At 46.0% G+C, this 16,733-nt stretch carries 16 protein-coding genes; 12 read left to right on the top strand and 4 right to left on the bottom strand.

The window, feature by feature from the left end; translation table 11 throughout:
• Window positions 1–276: 276 nt before the first annotated feature.
• From ABF86_RS03225 to ABF86_RS03195, 7 genes are all read left to right on the top strand, one after another.
• Window positions 277–1,140: a long-chain N-acyl amino acid synthase gene (locus ABF86_RS03225; RefSeq protein WP_074455479.1), complete on the top strand. Its 864-nt coding sequence runs from the start codon at window positions 277–279 to the stop codon at window positions 1,138–1,140.
• Window positions 1,141–1,267: 127 nt separating this feature from the next.
• Complete coding sequence (locus ABF86_RS03220; protein WP_074455478.1) at window positions 1,268–2,131, top strand: ThiF family adenylyltransferase; 864 nt, start codon at window positions 1,268–1,270, stop codon at window positions 2,129–2,131.
• Window positions 2,124–3,194: a hypothetical protein gene (locus tag ABF86_RS03215; RefSeq protein WP_074455477.1), complete on the top strand. Its 1,071-nt coding sequence runs from the start codon at window positions 2,124–2,126 to the stop codon at window positions 3,192–3,194. The genes ABF86_RS03220 and ABF86_RS03215 overlap by 8 nt, the downstream gene beginning before the upstream one ends.
• 241 nt (window positions 3,195–3,435) lie before the next feature.
• A complete protein-coding gene (gene pepA, locus ABF86_RS03210) occupies window positions 3,436–4,257 on the top strand; it encodes a flocculation-associated PEP-CTERM protein PepA (RefSeq protein WP_074684884.1) in 822 nt (273 codons plus the stop codon).
• Between the two features lie 228 nt (window positions 4,258–4,485).
• A complete protein-coding gene (locus ABF86_RS03205) occupies window positions 4,486–5,367 on the top strand; it encodes a class I SAM-dependent methyltransferase (RefSeq protein ID WP_074684883.1) in 882 nt (293 codons plus the stop codon).
• Between the two features lie 510 nt (window positions 5,368–5,877).
• Entirely contained in the window at window positions 5,878–6,681 is an 804-nt protein-coding gene (locus tag ABF86_RS03200) for a PEP-CTERM/exosortase system-associated acyltransferase (RefSeq protein WP_074455474.1), read from the top strand.
• A gap of 397 nt (window positions 6,682–7,078) precedes the next feature.
• Window positions 7,079–8,461, top strand: coding sequence for a porin (locus tag ABF86_RS03195; protein ID WP_240142195.1), 1,383 nt, complete (start codon window positions 7,079–7,081; stop codon window positions 8,459–8,461).
• Window positions 8,462–8,569: 108 nt separating this feature from the next.
• Here the strand turns inward: ABF86_RS03195 and ABF86_RS03190 are convergent, their stop codons facing one another.
• The 4 genes from ABF86_RS03190 to ABF86_RS03175 form a co-directional block, all read right to left on the bottom strand.
• Window positions 8,570–9,055, bottom strand: coding sequence for a YajQ family cyclic di-GMP-binding protein (locus ABF86_RS03190; RefSeq protein WP_011633736.1), 486 nt, complete (start codon window positions 9,053–9,055; stop codon window positions 8,570–8,572).
• 110 nt (window positions 9,056–9,165) lie between these two features.
• Entirely contained in the window at window positions 9,166–9,606 is a 441-nt protein-coding gene (locus tag ABF86_RS03185) for a hypothetical protein (RefSeq protein WP_074455472.1), read from the bottom strand.
• Between the two features lie 40 nt (window positions 9,607–9,646).
• Window positions 9,647–10,870, bottom strand: coding sequence for an NnrS family protein (locus ABF86_RS03180; protein WP_011633734.1), 1,224 nt, complete (start codon window positions 10,868–10,870; stop codon window positions 9,647–9,649).
• A complete protein-coding gene (locus ABF86_RS03175) occupies window positions 10,863–11,267 on the bottom strand; it encodes a group III truncated hemoglobin (RefSeq protein ID WP_074684882.1) in 405 nt (134 codons plus the stop codon). Before ABF86_RS03175 ends, ABF86_RS03180 begins: the two co-directional genes overlap by 8 nt.
• On the opposite strand from ABF86_RS03175, the gene ABF86_RS03170 reads away from it, so the two are divergent.
• The 5 genes from ABF86_RS03170 to aspS all read left to right on the top strand — a co-directional run bounded on the left by ABF86_RS03170 (window position 11,266) and on the right by aspS (window position 16,723).
• On the top strand, window positions 11,266–11,454 hold the full coding sequence (locus ABF86_RS03170) for a hypothetical protein (protein ID WP_074455470.1): 189 nt from the start codon (window positions 11,266–11,268) through the stop codon (window positions 11,452–11,454). The two genes, ABF86_RS03175 and ABF86_RS03170, sit on opposite strands and share 2 nt — an antisense overlap.
• Before the next feature lie 365 nt (window positions 11,455–11,819).
• On the top strand, window positions 11,820–12,932 hold the full coding sequence (gene wecB / locus ABF86_RS03165) for a UDP-N-acetylglucosamine 2-epimerase (non-hydrolyzing) (protein ID WP_011633732.1): 1,113 nt from the start codon (window positions 11,820–11,822) through the stop codon (window positions 12,930–12,932).
• 63 nt (window positions 12,933–12,995) lie between these two features.
• The gene (locus tag ABF86_RS03160) at window positions 12,996–14,447 is read left to right on the top strand and encodes a mannose-1-phosphate guanylyltransferase/mannose-6-phosphate isomerase (protein WP_074455469.1); all 1,452 of its coding nucleotides are present in this window, start codon (window positions 12,996–12,998) and stop codon (window positions 14,445–14,447) included.
• Window positions 14,448–14,559: 112 nt separating this feature from the next.
• Window positions 14,560–14,877: a zinc ribbon domain-containing protein gene (locus tag ABF86_RS03155; RefSeq protein WP_011633730.1), complete on the top strand. Its 318-nt coding sequence runs from the start codon at window positions 14,560–14,562 to the stop codon at window positions 14,875–14,877.
• Window positions 14,878–14,941: 64 nt separating this feature from the next.
• Complete coding sequence (aspS, locus tag ABF86_RS03150; RefSeq protein WP_074684881.1) at window positions 14,942–16,723, top strand: aspartate--tRNA ligase; 1,782 nt, start codon at window positions 14,942–14,944, stop codon at window positions 16,721–16,723.
• The last annotated feature ends 10 nt before the right edge of the window (window positions 16,724–16,733 follow it).

The following is a 16,733-nucleotide window of genomic DNA, read 5'->3' as shown; positions in this document are numbered from 1 at the left end:
CCGTCTCTCTAAAGAGACAAATAATATTCAATAAAAACAATTGATTATGACTGCTCACAATCTTCATAACAGATTACAGCGACAATTCTCTTCATCAAAAAACAGAAAAATTTATAACTATCTGATTAACAACCATTATTACAAATGGCATGGATTATGCTTTTATTGAAAGCATATTGCAGGTAGTAAATGATTTATCTGCTCCAGTTTATCAAACAACCATTCTTTGAATTACATTTGTTTAATTCAGGAAATGACTTATGAGGAGTATGTTCTATGCAGATCGCGAACCAATCCACGCCGGCAGTTACGGCAAAGAATATCCAGCTAGCAAATCTCGCATTTAATATTCATCACCCCGACTCACCTTCATTCAACTACAGCAGAACACAGCCCCTCCCCCCTCAACAATACCGAATACCAGCCAGCCCGAGTAACTACCCCGATCACACTGAACCGGATTGCCTCCTGCAACACAACGGTTACAGCATTCACCTGGTCAGCTCTCTCAAACAACGCATTAAAGCCACTACACTGATCAAACAGATGTATGCCTTGCGCGGCTACAATACAGAAAGTGCATCTGTTTTTTCACACAAGCCCAATGAATTTACATTTTTAGCAACAATCGGCGATATTGTAGCCGGAACACTTACACTAAAAATTGATTCAGAAGAAGGTCTACTTGCTGATGAACTCTACCAGTCTGAAATAGACTACTTCCGAGAGAAAGGGAGGAGAGTTTGTGAGCTATCGAAGCTGGTACTGGATCCTCAGCATGGTTCAAAGGAAATGATCGCCGTGCTCTTCCAGTTTGCTTATATTTATGCACGCAATCTTTATCAGGTAACAGACTTTTTTTGCGAAGTTAATCCACGCCATGCCACCCCCCAGCGCCGCATGTTTGGATTTCAACTAATTGGAGAAGAAAAAATCTGTCCGCGCGTCAACGCACCCGCAGTCCTGTTGCACTTAGAACACAAATTCATAAAAAACCAGATCAATTCACAGGCCGGAACATGCGATACAAATACAACCAGTCGTTCCTTGTACCCGCATTGCATCCCCTTTCCTTGGATAAATCAAAAATCAACAAGTAATCTACAGACAGTTCAACCCCTTCAGCTAATCTCACATTAGTAACATTTTTCCAGATGTTTTAGATTTTTCAAGAAATCAAATAACGACTAATATTTAAATCATAGAAAACAAATTAAAATCATGCAGAAACATTCGACTTTAGGTAAATAGATTTAAACTTATCAATATGCAGCAGCCATTTATTTATAACGAGGCCTTTTCCCGCAACATCGGTTGGCTGACAAGAGAAGAACAAAATCGATTACAACAAAAAAGAGTCGCTATCGCCGGGCTGGGGGGGGTTGGCGGACTTCATCTATTGACACTCTGTCGGTTGGGAATAGGTAAATTCCATTTGGCCGAATTTGACACTTTTGATCTGGCCAACTTCAACAGACAAATTGGTGCCAACATTGAAACCATAGGATTGAGCAAACTTGATGTCATGATCAGGGAAGCTCTTAAAATTAATCCCGACCTGGAAATTTCCAGATTTCCCGATGGTATAAATGAAGGCAATTCCGAGGCATTTCTGGCTGATGTTGATATTTACATTGATGGCCTGGATTTTTTTGCCTTCAACGCTCGCCAACATATATTTGCATCCTGTGCCGCCAAAAATATCCCCGCAGTAACCGCTGCTCCTTTGGGCATGGGCACAGCAGTACTCAACTTCATGCCAAGAGGCATGACCTTTGAGGATTATTTTGGCTTAAAAAATAGCTTAGAAGAAGAAAAGGGGTTACGTTTTTTTATAGGGCTCGCACCCGCACGCCTGCAAATGAGCTATCTAGTTGATCCGACTACAATCGATCTGGTTAACCGCAAAGGACCGTCCACCATCATGGCCTGCCAGCTTTGTGCAGGAGCAGCCGCAACCGAGGCTCTAAAAATTCTGCTTGGTCGCGGGCCAATCAGAGTAGCACCCAAGGGATATCACTTTGATGCCTATCTAAACAAACTAGCATTCACATGGCGTCCCTGGGGAAATAGGAATCCACTGAGTCGATTAGCCATTTCCCTGGCTCATCGCAAACTTAAACATGCATAGCAAGACAAACAAAGTAACCCAACAACAACTTGATTACATCCTGCAAAGCGCCATTCTGGCGCCTTCAGCAGATAACCAGCACCAAGCTCGCTTCAAGATAACCGGAAACAGTATCCATATTTATCACACCAGAACTGAATTTCCGTCCGAAGGAGGATATAAATGGGTATTGGCATTATTATCTTTGGGAGCTATAACAGAAAATATTGTACTCGCCGCCAGTCATTTCAATTTCCATGCTGAAGCGATGTCATTTCCCGAACCAAGCAACCCTCACTTGATCCTGCAAATCACCCTACATGCAGATCAGACTGAAGAAGACTCCCTTCGAGAAATGATTCCCCTGCGTCACACCAACCGCAGATTACACTTTCTCGGCCCTGGTATGACTGATATCGAACGAGAGGTATTACATCAGACAATACAAAAATATTCAGATTGCAAATTACACTGGCTGGATACTCCTGCACTACGCAAACAAACTGCTTACCTGATGCGCATTGCTGAAACCGAACGTTTTCGCAACCCGCTTTTGCATGAAGAGCTGTTCTCCGCCATTCGCTTTGATATTGGCTGGCACACTACCTGCACCGAAGGGTTACCACCCGGTGCATTAGGTATTGAACCATTATCGCGAGGCTTCTTCAGCCTGTTGCGCCATTGGCCAATCGCACAACTGGCCAACTCTTTCGGAATGCACCACGTATTGGGTTTTCGCTCCAGCTATTTACCCTGTCGGCTTGCTCCCCATTTAGGTGCATTAAGTGTAAAAAAAATCGACACTCAATCGATACTACAAGCCGGGCGCTCATTTCAAAGACTGTGGCTTACCCTGACCAAACAAGGGCGTGTGCTGCAACCCATGCCTGCTTCTGCAATCTATGCACTGCCACAAGCAATAAACGAAGGTATTCCAGCAACCCTGCAACAAAAACTTTTGGCCGGCTGGAAAACAATATTTCCTGAAAACATACCAGTTATTCTCTTTAGAATGGGAAATGCCAGTCATTTACCAATAATTACCAGCCGACCAGAGATTACGTCACTAGTTGAACACAGCTAACACCCCTCGACTCAATATCCACTACTTTTGGCTAGCCTTTGTCGATTTTTTTTACATTTTTTCTGAATAACAAAAAAGAACCAAATCTCTATTTATTTTTAAGAAAATTTATGTTTATAAACATATCGTTAAGCATGAATCAAAAAATTGGCATATCTTATGCTTATATAAAAGTAAGCGTTTGAACAAAAATGCGCGATATTTGCCTCTTGATCTATGTATTAAAACTTAAAGGTGACTTATGAACAAAAAATTAATCCCGGCTATTCTTGGCGGTTTAGGTATTTTAGGAATTTCCAGCCAGGCATTGGCATACCAAGTATTTACAGTGAGCCCAAGCTATATTACAGGAAATTCTGCACATAATGATTTTCAGGCCGACTCGCTTGCAGGAACGGCATCAGGACAAATTATTCTAAATGCTTCTACTAACACTGCTGCTGAATCTGGCTATATTGATTTTTCGAATTTTGCACTTGCAGGCTCTACCGTGGGAGCAGGTATTTCCCGTATCACTGTAGATTACAGGATTTATCTTACATTTGATTTAACAACCAGTTTGAGTTCCGGTAGTTTCGGTACTACCGGAAGTACGTATACCTTAGATACCCTTACATTCACCATGTACGCCGATCCAAATTTAGATACTGCGTTTACACAGGCAACTTTAACAAACCCAGCATCTGTTGGTGGTACGATAGCTGATGATTTCATACTTGCGACAGGTTCACTAATAACAGGCGAGTCAGCTATTATTCAAGGAGGGGTAGCTTTAAATTCCTACACTGATTTTTTGACATCTCCCGCAGGGCAATCCTTTTTTTCTCAGCCCAATCCTTTTTATGACTTGATGTTCAATGCATTTAACAATACAGGTGATGCAGTAGCTTTTAACTATGACACAGCAACAGGTTGCTTAACAGGTGAATGTATCGTGGCTGTTAAAAGTGGTGTAGGTACATTTGATTTTCAAGGGAGCGTAGTACCAGAACCGGCAACGCTTGCTTTGCTTGGAATCGGCTTACTCGGCTTTGGCACTTCACGTCTTCGTAAAAAAGCCTAATCAATACTAGTCTACTAATCAACTAACAAAGCCCCACATACGGCTAGCCGGTGCGGGGCTTTTTAGTTTTACATTCAACACCTCCTTTCTCCCTAATATAATTTTCTGCTGGATCATATAACCCAAGCTACGTGTTACTAAAACGTATATTTCTCCCAGTATTTGTCTTTTACCTGTATTCCAATCCTAGTAAACTGCTAGTCAAAATCTGATACAGGAGCAAGAAACATGAGAATTTCGGTTATTCCAACGTTACTGCGAGAAATACTTGGAAAACATGAATTTAATCGCGAGCCTGAACCAGATTTGGTCATGCAGGATAAAAACCAGGTAGCGGCTTTTGCAGAAGCCGGGCGTATTGACGGTATTATGTCTGCCACTTACCTGTTCAATACCACCCGTATTTCTCAAATTATACAGGACTGTAATAAGGTACTCGATCTTGGCTGTGGCCCCGCAACACAACTGGCACAAATTGCCCAAATTAATCCACAGATTGAATTTATTGGCGTAGATATGTCAGAAAATATGTTAAAAAATGCCAAGGCCTATTGTGATCAGCTGGGAGTGAACAATATCTCTTTTGTCAGAGATGATATTTCGACACTCAATACAATTCCTGACAACTCGGTCGATGCTGTTATCAGCACACTGGCATTACATCACCTGCCCAGCGAACGTTTACTAAAAAATTGTTTTAGACAAATCAGGCGGGTATTGAGAACAGAAGGAGCTTTATTCCTGATGGATTTATCACGACTCAAATCACTCTATTCAGTCCTTTATTTTGCTTATCTGAATAAAAAGTACCAACCCGCTATTTTTACACTGGATTATGAACGATCACTGCGTGCCGCTTTTTCTTCCGAGGAATTCAAACAGCTTGCTGCAGAAATATTTCCTGAAAAAAAGGTACAAATTCTTTCTACTGCTTTGATCCCCATTCTAACGATCATAAAAACTGAAGACAAAACTTTGCCACAAACAACTTTGGAAAAAATCCGAAAACTCTCAGAAAATCTGCCCAAACGGTATCGCAATGATCTACATGACATTAGATTTCTCTTTAAATTAAGCGGATTAAAGAACGATCCATTTTCTTCTCGATAAGCTGGGAAACAGGCCAACCCTGATCCACAACCTAACAGTGTACACTGAAAAAAGCTGATACTCTCCCGTTCAAACGTGTATATATCCAGATACGAATCTGGTTGCTGCGCCCAGTTGACACACTCACCAAATCCACTCGAATAAAAACGCACAAATCCAAGTATTTCTATAATACGATTTATGCACACCAACATTACATTAACCTCTCGAATCCTTACGAAGTATCTTCACATTTTTTAATCGATGCTGATCCTCAGCCAGCAATCGCTCAAGCCATATTTCAATACAGCAATGCTACCAAACGTGAGTCCTCAGCCCGGGACTGATCCAATATTTATTCATTAAATCACTACTTGTACGCTGCTCAGAAGAGATCTTGTAGGCTCATTGTGCTGAAAATTCAATATTTCTAAAATAAAGCCGTTAATTGCCATGATTCCGGATTTTAGTAATTAGATCTGGATTTATTTGTACAGCACTTTTCAAGCAATTACATACAAGAGGCACATTATGTTCACCCAAAAAACTACCAACTTGGGAACCGCCTTCAAGCAATATTTTGAAATTGTTCCCGCTTTCACTGAGGTATTAAAGCACGAAGCTTATTACATTCGTCATTCAGTTTATTGCGAAGAGCTGAAATATGAGGCATTACGCCAAGATCAGCTGGAATCAGATGAATATGATACTCATGCATTACATTTACTGATCCGTAATACTCGACAGGAAAAATTTATCGGGTGTGTCCGTATCATTATTCCACCAACTGATAGCTCTGATTGGCTTTTACCGTTTGAGAAAGCCTGCGCAAATACCCTGAATCGCTCCATTATTAATCCAGTAAAATTGCCCAGAAAACAAATTGCTGAAGTTTCCCGCCTTGCAGTTATTTCTTCATTTCGCCGTAGAAAAGGTGAAGCCAGCAATCCCGTCTGCCTCACTGAAAACGATTTTGATTCTAATCAGACGTCACGCTTTCCCTATATTCCACTGGGGCTTTATTATGGTGCAGTTGAATTAGCACGCTTATACGGCGTTAAGTTACTTTTCATTCTTACAGAAGAACGTCTAGCCAATCATTTTAATAAACTGGGTTTTGAAATCCAATTTATTGGGGCGCCGACCGAACACAACGGTTTGCGCTTCCCATCAATGTTTAGTATTGATAAAACTCTTCAAAACATACGTCCAGCTATCTACCCACTTTACCAAACTATTGCACAGGATATTCGAGTTGGAATGGGAAAAATAAACCAGCAGCCAGAAAACTCTGTTCATATCAATATCCATACTCCGAATCACACATCAACCTGATACGAAAAAGCTATAACGTAGCTCTATTCCATTCTCTTTATTTGCAATCCCCTCTACCACTCATCCTTCAGCATTAATCTTCCTGCACCAGGCGATCTCCCGCCCGGCTGCAGGAATCCTGTCCGGATTCAGATATTTTCCCGTAATTTCTGTAACAAAATAGTCACCAGGCTGTCACTAGCCTGTCACTCGCTATCAGGATAATTCCGACGACTGTATCAATACATCCTCACGATTCTTGAAACAGTCTACAAGAATAATTTTAATTACTATTCTCAGTCATGGTGATCGACGTATATTTCTATACTTTAATAAGAGGATAAAAATCAAACAAATGATGGCGAAAATTACAAGTATCAGGTCATTTGCATTGCTCATATTTCTTGTATTACCCACCTTGTCTGTTCCGCTTCCGGTCTGTGCAGAAAAACTTATCCTCTACATGGATACCGTCACCAAACAGCTTTATGCAGAGCCGGGTGAAAACAGGATCAAGCTGGGCGTATTCCAGCAGGTGGAAGAAACAGTATCCAAATCCCCAGCCGAAGAAAAGTCCAGACCGGATGAATCACCCACCAGACATGCTGAAACCAGATCCGCACAAGATAGCGAACAGCGTGTAGAAACGCAGTCTAAACAAACAAACGAACAAATTAAACATGCATCGAGAACCCCTGTACCCTCTGCAGAAAAACCCAAGGAAGAAAAAAAATGGTACGAAAGAATCAGCATCAAGGGTTATACACAATTCCGCTACGGAAAAAGTCTGTGGGGAGACAATGATGGCGCATCCTACTGGCAGGACAAATCTGCCGGACCGGATAAATCATCCTTCTTGATCAAAAGAGCGCGCCTGGCTCTTTCCGGGGATATTACCGATTATCTCTATTTTTACTTACAGGCAGATCTTGCCAGTAGCGCCATCTTAAGGGATGCTTATGGTGACCTATTCTTCGATAAAGGCAAGGAATATCGGGTTAGGGTCGGACAATCAAAAATTCCGCTCGGCTTCGAAAGCCTACAATCCAGCTCAGAGCGTCTCGCACTTGACCGCACCGATGCAATGGACTGTTGTAATGAGCGAGACATCGGTGCATTCTTTATGTGGACGCCCACTCATGTACAAGAGCGGTTCAAAGCAGCGAAGAAACTGAAAGGCACGGGTGACTACGGTATGTTTTCCTTTGGTACTTTTGGTGGCCAGGGGCCCAACAATGTTGACCTGAATAACGGAGTGCACATCGTAGGCCGTCTCACCTATCCGTTCCAGTTTGGAAACGGCCAACTTATTGAAGTAGGCGCATCCGCTTACCACGGTCGCTATGTTCCGAAATATGATAAAACCAAGATTACGGGTGTACCTGAAAAAGGTATCAGAGATGAACGTGTCGGGGTGCACGCTATACTTTATCCGCAGCCCTTTGGCTTACAAGCTGAATGGAACTGGGGAAATGGTCCCAGCCTAAGTGACGATAAGAAAACGATTGCCAACCATTCCCTCAACGGCGGCTATGTTCAGGCAATGTATAAATACGATGGATTTCGTTGGGGAACCTTACTTCCATTCGTCAAATGGCAACGCTATAACGGTGCACTGAGACTCCAGGATAATACCCCTCAGGATCGTGTAAGAGACTGGGAATTCGGGGTAGAATGGCAGATTTCACCGGCAGTTGAACTTACAACGGTCTATCATATGATGAACCGCACTGATCTAAAACATGACAAGCAATTCAAGTCTGATGTCGTGAGATTCCAGGTACAGTGGAACTATTTCTAATTTCTAAATAGATGGCCAAAGCGGGAGTTGCAGCAACATGCACTCTTGCCCCGTTTATTGTAGTAATCTTAAGAAGGAATAATTGATACCTGTCACCGAACCGAACGTTCAATCCCGAAAATTGCGGAATTGTAATGGCAATTCTGTAATACCGCCTTTCACTAGCTGAATTACTTCCTGTAAAACATCACGTTTTGCACCAGTTACCCGTACAACCTCACCTTGAATGCTCGCCTGGACTTTAAGTTTGCTATCCTTGATCAGCTTGACAATTTTTCTGGCCAGATCGCTTTCCACTCCGGTTTTAACCGTAATTTTTTGCTTTACCTTGTTACCGCTTATTTTCTCAACCTGCCCCTTATCCAGACAGCGCACATCAATCTCTCGCTTGGTAAATTTGGCTATCAGAATATCCATCACTTGACCGAGTTTGAATTCATCATCCGCAAAAAGATAAAGCTCATAGTCGGTCTGCTCGGCACGTGCATCCGAGCCCTTGAAATCAAAACGGGCAGAAACTTCCTTGTTAAGCTGATCAACCGCGTTACGAATTTCTTGTTTATCAACTTCAGAAACGATATCAAATGAAGGCATAACTTCTCCTGGTCAGACTGAAGGATTGAAGAACTGAATACCATATTATAAGCCTTGCATCCAGCTTCAGTAACACTCTGGAACTCTTGATAAAGCAGGCAGTGCCCTGGTTACCAGTGTAGATAAAACATGGCTTTCGCCAGGATGACAATTGTCAGTACGTGGCAGAAGATGCTCAGGTGTAAGCGCTGTGAACGCCGCCTGTTCAGCAGACCGCGCTTCCGCCATATCATGGCTGTCACGAAATGACCGAAAACGCTGATTGCCAAGATGATCTTGATACTCAATAACAGTCCAAAACTGCTGGCCAGAGGCTGTGCCAGGGTCGCCTGATGTTGCCAGGCCATCCCTATTCCGGCGGAATACAGTACCAGAAGTACCCAGGGCATGATCCTGACAGCACGGTTACCAATAGCGCGTTCAACCTCACGCATGATTTCGTGCGGCAGGTGCTTGCGTATACCTTCGATCATGACGACTTCAAAAAATACTGTTCCCGCAAAAGCGATCGCAGCCAGCAAATGCAGCGTTATCAACAAGCCATAACTCATTGCATGAATCCTCTTGGTTGAATATTCATACGTTCAACGATCAGTGAGGCTGTGCCGGAATATTTCCCGGCTTGATCACCGGAGGCGATTGATCTGCACGCGGCCGGATCAACATTGGAAGAAAACGCCAGAGGTAAAGTACAAAGGCCGATATCCAGATCGCAGACGAACCATGCAACAGGCCTGGCACGTAAGCAGTTGGCAACAGCGCCGCCAGTCGCAGTACAGCAGCCGTGATAATTAACATATACAAAATGACCATGCTGCGATCAGTACGTAATGGCCGCCCCAGGTGACCCAATGCAGTACGGGTAACCATGCCGATAATCAGTATCGCAAAGCCTGCCACGCCGATTACATGCACTGGCCAGGCAGCACGGGAGATCCAGCCTGCAGAATAAGCGGCTGCAACCAGCAAACCAATACCCAGCCCGGCGTATCCAGTATAAAGAATCCACAATAATGGCACCTGTCGAACGGCCCACGGCTTCCAGGCAAGCAGTTGCCACAGAGCAAGAGTCCCGGCGGCTGCCAGCGCGATTGCCGCTGCCGAGGTCCACCCTAACAGCAAGAACACAATGGCGAAAATGCTCGCTGCAAGTTGCCATTGACCACTGCCGGTAAGCATCGGGATCGTCAAACCCTGCACTGCCCGCATAGCGAAAAATGGAATCACCCGGCGTGCAATCAACAGTGCGATCACTGCCATGCACAGCAGGCCGGCATGAAAACTCTCCATCAACAAAGCATAATCCCCTGCCTGTATAAACCACAGAAACAGGCCATCAGCCACACCTAGCCCCAGCACAAGCAGTGGTATACCGTAATTACGCTGGCTGCGTTTTTGATAAATAACTCGGCCCAACGCCAGTGCCGCTATGCCGAAAAACAGCAGCTCACAAAGTGTTGCGATACCAAATGCTATCGATCCCGGCATCAAAAAACCAGCTCGCGCCACAATCCACAACAGTGTCAACCCGCCTAGCGCACGACCGTGCAACGGATTGATGCCAGTCCAATTAGCACTAGCGGTCAGCAGGAATCCTACTGCAATAGTGGCGACGAACCCCCACAGCATTTCATGTGCGTGCCAGAGCATACCAGCTAACACACCCGTCAGCCATTGGGGTGCATATATCCATAGTGCTACCGAAATAGCTGCCCAGAAACAGCCTGCAATATACAGTGGCCGAAAGCCCAGGCTGAGGAAAGCAGCCCATTGCGGCGCTGGCAGCTGCTTCCTGATTTGTGATGACTCAACCATGAGACAACCCCACAGGCATCACCTCAGGATGATGACTGATCTGATAACCCATCCACAGACTGCGGGCGATGCGATCAGCCATCATACAAATCTGTTCAGCCATGGCCTGATTCGATTGTTCAGCAGCGGTTTTATGGAACAGCTTGAGCCAGCGCTGAAACAGCTCTGCATTCAGATCAGGCAGGGCTATATGTTTGGGCATTGGCGTACCACTAAAACGATCAGTACCGCGCAAAATAGATGACCAAAAATCCACCATTCTGGTCAGATGGAGGCTCCAGTCATCAATATGTGCGTCGAAAATGGGACCAAGTGCTTCATCATCCCGTACCCGGGTATAAAAAGCGTAGATCAGGCGTGTGATATCTTCCTCAGTACACAACGTAGGATCAGGCATGAATACTTCTCCTGAGCAGAGTATTTATAAGATTGATTTTGAGTGTATCTTATATTTGAGTACCTCAGCAAGCCAGACCATCAGTAATCCTCATCAAGGTTTTCCTTGGCCCGTGACACTGTTGCAACGCATCAATCATGACGAAATACAGTGGTTTTTCAGAGATTTCTCAAGTATTGCCTGCTGACTTGTCATGATACGATTCTGAATCAGGAGCAATCCAGTCAAGGCCACTTGCTGTCTATCAGGTATCCTTTAAAAGTATTAGTGAGGCAGTCAGCAAGGCAACCACAGGTGATGCAAGCAAAGCGCAGCGAACAGCCGTGAGGCCGGCCCGTAGGGTGAGGCGCTTACGCCGAGCAAATACAGTTTACAAGCAACAAATAAGTATTTTGAGCCTGTTTTTAACGCAGTGATGGCAACGTAGACAGTTTTTCAGAGGATTCCCAGGAAAACTGGTAGCATCAAAATTATCTTTTGGCAGATAAAGAAACCCGGGAAGTTTTCAAGGTTTACAATCCTGCTCATTGTCTCTGTCTCGCGGAAAAAATTATGCAGAAAAAAATTCATCTCATTGCTGGTGCACGCCCTAATTTTATGAAAATTGCGCCAATTGTCCGCGCTTTGCAGCAGCAGGATAAATTGGCCTACAAGATTGTTCACACCGGTCAGCACTACGACCGGGCAATGAACGATGTTTTTTTCGAGGAGCTGGGCATCCCGCAACCAGATATCTTTATGGCAGCCGGCGGTGGCAGCCATTCACAGCAAACAGCAAAAATAATGATCGCCTTCGAGGAATATTGCTTGGCAGAGCAACCAGATGCGGTACTGGTTGTCGGCGATGTCAATTCAACCCTGGCCTGTTCGATCGTCGCCAAGAAACTGCACATTCCGGTTGCGCATGTCGAGGCAGGGTTGCGCAGCGGCGATATGTGCATGCCGGAAGAAATTAATCGCTTGGTGACAGATAGTATTACCGACTGGTTTTTTGTGACCGAGCCGAGTGGACAACAGCATTTGTTACGAGAAGGAAAACCGGCCTCAGCCATTCATTATGTCGGCCATGTTATGGTGGATAATCTGTTCTACCAAGTCGAACAGCTTGTCCGAGTAGACACTTCCGGATTTGAGACCAATCCACTTAAAACGTCACTGAAAGATCGCCCGTATGGCGTTGTCACCATGCACCGACCAAGCAATGTAGACTACCCTGAAACGCTGCAACGTATCAGCCAGGCATTGCAACAGATCGCCAAACAGCTTCCGCTCATCTTTCCGGCCCATCCGCGCACACAAAACAATCTGAAAAAATTTAATATCGATCTGGGACCCAACATTACACTGATCGGCCCACAGGCTTACATGCCCTTTCTTCATCTCTGGAAGGATGCCACCGTTGTTCTGACTGATAGTGGCGGTTTGCAGGAAGAAACTACCGCCCTGGGAATTCCCTGTGTCACCATCCGGGAAAATACCGAACGGCCAGTCACGGTGGATGAAGGTACCAACACACTGGCAGGAACCGATCCAGTACGAATACAGTCTGCGGTGGACAACATTTTACAAGGACGCGGCAAGCAGGGACGCCGGCCGAATTTATGGGATGGCAATGCTGCACGGCGTATCGTGGAAATACTGACCAGAGAATTGGATCGCCCCTGAATTCAAAATTTCGAATGGTCAGCAAAAATCTGCCCTATTCTTCATAACCAATCTGATGCAAGCATGAAACATTCCCTTACCCCAGTCATTCTTTCCGGTGGCTCAGGCACACGGCTATGGCCACTTTCGCGCCAGCAATATCCCAAGCAATTACTGCCGCTGGTTGATCAGCATTCCCTGCTGCAGGAAACCGTGCGCCGCCTGGATGGGCTGGATGATATCGTTATTCAACCGCCCATCATTGTGTGCAACGAGGAGTACCGTTTTGTGATTGCAGAGCAGCTTCGGCTTATCGGCAAAACTGGCAAGATCATTCTTGAACCATTCGGGCGGAATACCGCGCCTGCTCTGACGATCGCGGCATTGGCTGCTATACAGGAAGGGAATGATCCGATCTTGCTGGTAATGCCATCTGACCATGTCATCACAGATATAGCTGCCTTTCAGACGGCTGTTCACAAGGGTATGCTGCTTGCTGAAAGCGGTATGTTGGTTACTTTTGGTATCACGCCTGATACGCCGGAAACCGGTTATGGCTATATTCAGTACGGTACTGCACTACACGAGCCGGATACTTTCCAGATCTCCCGCTTTGTTGAAAAACCAGATCTGGTCACGGCACAGAATTATCTGCAAGAAGGTTCCTATTTATGGAACAGCGGCATGTTCATGATGCGCACATCTGTCTGGCTTGCTGCCATTGATACCTGCCGTCAAAATATTCTGAATGCCTGTCGCGCTGCATGGCAGCCGGAATCAGTAGATGGTGATTTTTACCGGATTGATAAAACTGCCTTTGCTGCCTGCCCCGGCGATTCAATTGATTATGCCGTGATGGAATCACTTTCCACTCATCCGGATACCTTGCCGCCAGGCGCAATCATTCCGCTTTCAGCCGGATGGTCGGATATCGGCGCGTGGGATGCGTTGTGGCACACCCTGCCAAAGGATGAATCAGGCAACGTCGTACGCGGCGATGTGTTATTGCAAGAGTGTCATGACACTCTTGCATTCTCCGAGCATCGACTGGTTGCTTGTATCGGCGTAAATAACGTAGTCATTGTGGAAACTTCTGACGCAATTCTGGTTGCACATCAGGACAAAACACAGGAAGTCAAACATATCGTTGACACCCTACGGCAGAAAAACCGGCCGGAAACCCGCTCACATCGCAAAATATACCGCCCATGGGGCTGGTACGATTCGATCGATACAGGTGAACGCTTCCAGGTCAAGCGCATTGTTGTCAACCCTGGCGCCGCATTATCATTACAAATGCACCATCACCGCGCCGAACACTGGATTGTGGTGCGTGGAACCGCACAGGTTACCCGGGCAGACAAAACCTTTCTGGTCAGTGAAAATGAATCCACTTTTATTCCGCTGGGGACACCGCACCGGCTGGAAAACCCAGGACGAGTGCCGCTGGAAATGATTGAAGTCCAGTCCGGTTCCTATCTGGGAGAAGATGATATCGTCCGGTTTGAGGATAAATACGGCAGAAAGGAAAGTTAACAGGCTCGAGCCAGACTGATACAGCCCGCGATCAGACAAAGCCACCCGGGAAATTGCTCTGGCAGTCAAGTATAATGCCGTTTTCAAAGACTTTATTTAAAGGAGAAAAAGCATGCCGATCTATGAGTATGCCTGCCATGCATGTGGATTGGAAAAGGAGTATCTACAGAAAATGAGTGATGCTCCGATCGCAAAGTGCCCTTCCTGCGGCAGCACTGATTATGTCAAGAAAGTTTCTGCTGCAGGTTTCCAGCTGAAGGGAACTGGATGGTATGTAACAGATTTCAGAAACAAGAATACTGGCAGACCGGATTCAAAACCAAAAGAGGAATCCGGCACGGAAACTACCAGCACCGATAAGACTGCTGCAAATACCGCGGCGACAACACCGACCACAACCACCGTGCCGTCTGCGCCTGCTACAGACTAGCAGGATTTTTACACAGCAAGGTTATCTGAACCGTTTTTTCATTCAATCAACATTAACGTCACTTATGCGTACTGACTATTGCGGCGCCATCAACACACGTCATCTGGGTAGAACAATTACTTTATGCGGCTGGGTACATCGCCGGCGTGATCATGGTGGGGTTATTTTTATTGACCTGCGCGACCGCGAGGGAATCGTTCAGATTGTTTGTGATCCTGATAATGTTGCAGCTTTCCCGATTGCAGAAAAAATCCGTAATGAATTTGTGCTGGAAATTACCGGCCTGGTACGCCATCGTCCCGAGGGGACAGTCAACCGGGGGATTCCCAGCGGGGAAATCGAAGTATTGGTCAGCACTATCGAAATTTTAAATCCTTCGCTCACTCCCCCGTTCCAGATGGATGATGACAATCTGAGCGAAGCGATACGATTGGAATACCGTTATCTGGATTTGCGCCGCCCGGCGATGCAACACAACATCCGGTTGCGGCACAAGGTCACCATGGCGACACGCGTATTCCTGGATCAGCACGGCTTTATCGACGTGGAAACGCCAATGCTGACCAAATCCACGCCGGAAGGCGCGCGTGATTATCTGGTACCTTCGCGCGTCAACGTTGGTTGTTTTTTTGCACTGCCACAATCTCCGCAACTGTTCAAGCAGCTACTGATGGTGTCCGGGTTCGATCGCTACTATCAGATTACCCGCTGCTTCCGGGACGAAGATCTGCGTGCAGACCGCCAGCCAGAATTTACCCAGATTGATATTGAAACCTCTTTTCTGCAAGAAAATGACATCATGGATCTGATGGAGGACATGATCCGCCGCCTGTTTGCTGATGTGATCAATGTCAGCTTGCCCGACCCCTTCCCCCGGATCAGTTATGCTGACGCCATGTTCCGCTACGGATCAGACAAGCCAGATCTGCGGGTGTCACTGGAACTGACAGAGCTGACTGATCTGATGCAGGACGTACCTTTCCAGGTATTCCGCGATGCTGCACAAAAACCGGGTGGGCGAGTCGCCGCACTACGTGTTCCTGGCGGTGGGGAGCTGTCCCGCAAGGAGATCGATGAGTACACCCGGTTTGTCGGCATTTACGGAGCAAAAGGTCTGGCCTATATCAAGATTAATGACCTGACCAAAGGTATGGAGGGATTGCAATCCCCTATCCTGAAATTCCTGCCCGAGCCTGTCGTGCAATCGATGCTCGAACGCACTCAGGCACAGAATAGTGATCTGGTATTTTTTGGTGCGGACAAGGTCAAAACTGTTAACGATGCCTTGGGCGCATTACGGGTCAAAATCGGGCATGAACGCGGTCTGGCCACAAATTTGTGGCAACCTTTGTGGGTCGTGGATTTCCCAATGTTCGAGTGGGACGAAGAAGAAAAACGCTGGCAGGCCTTACATCACCCCTTCACCGCTCCCAGCCAGGGGCATGAGGATTTCCTGGCAACCGATCCGGGCAAGGCACTTTCCAGGGCATATGACATGGTATTGAACGGCATGGAAATTGGCGGTGGGTCAATCCGTATTCACCGGCAGGATGTACAAAGCAAGGTATTCCAGGCATTGAACATAGCGGATGACGAAGCAAAACTGAAATTCGGCTTTCTGCTGGATGCCCTGCAATACGGCGCCCCACCGCATGGCGGCATAGCCTTTGGTCTTGATCGTATCGTTGCCATGATGACCGGTACAGATTCTATCCGCGATGTGATTGCTTTCCCCAAAACACAACGCGCTCAATGTCTGCTGACGCAGGCACCCAGTACCGTCGAGGAGAAACAATTGCGGGAGCTGCATATCCGTCTGCGAAAGACCGATATCACAACCGATTAGCTGGATTTGT

The sequence above is a fragment of the Nitrosomonas sp. GH22 genome (assembly GCF_009833115.1).
Lineage (GTDB): Bacteria > Pseudomonadota > Gammaproteobacteria > Burkholderiales > Nitrosomonadaceae > Nitrosomonas > Nitrosomonas eutropha.
Note: the sequence above shows the minus strand (reverse complement) of the source record. Positions and strands in the feature narration are given on the sequence as shown.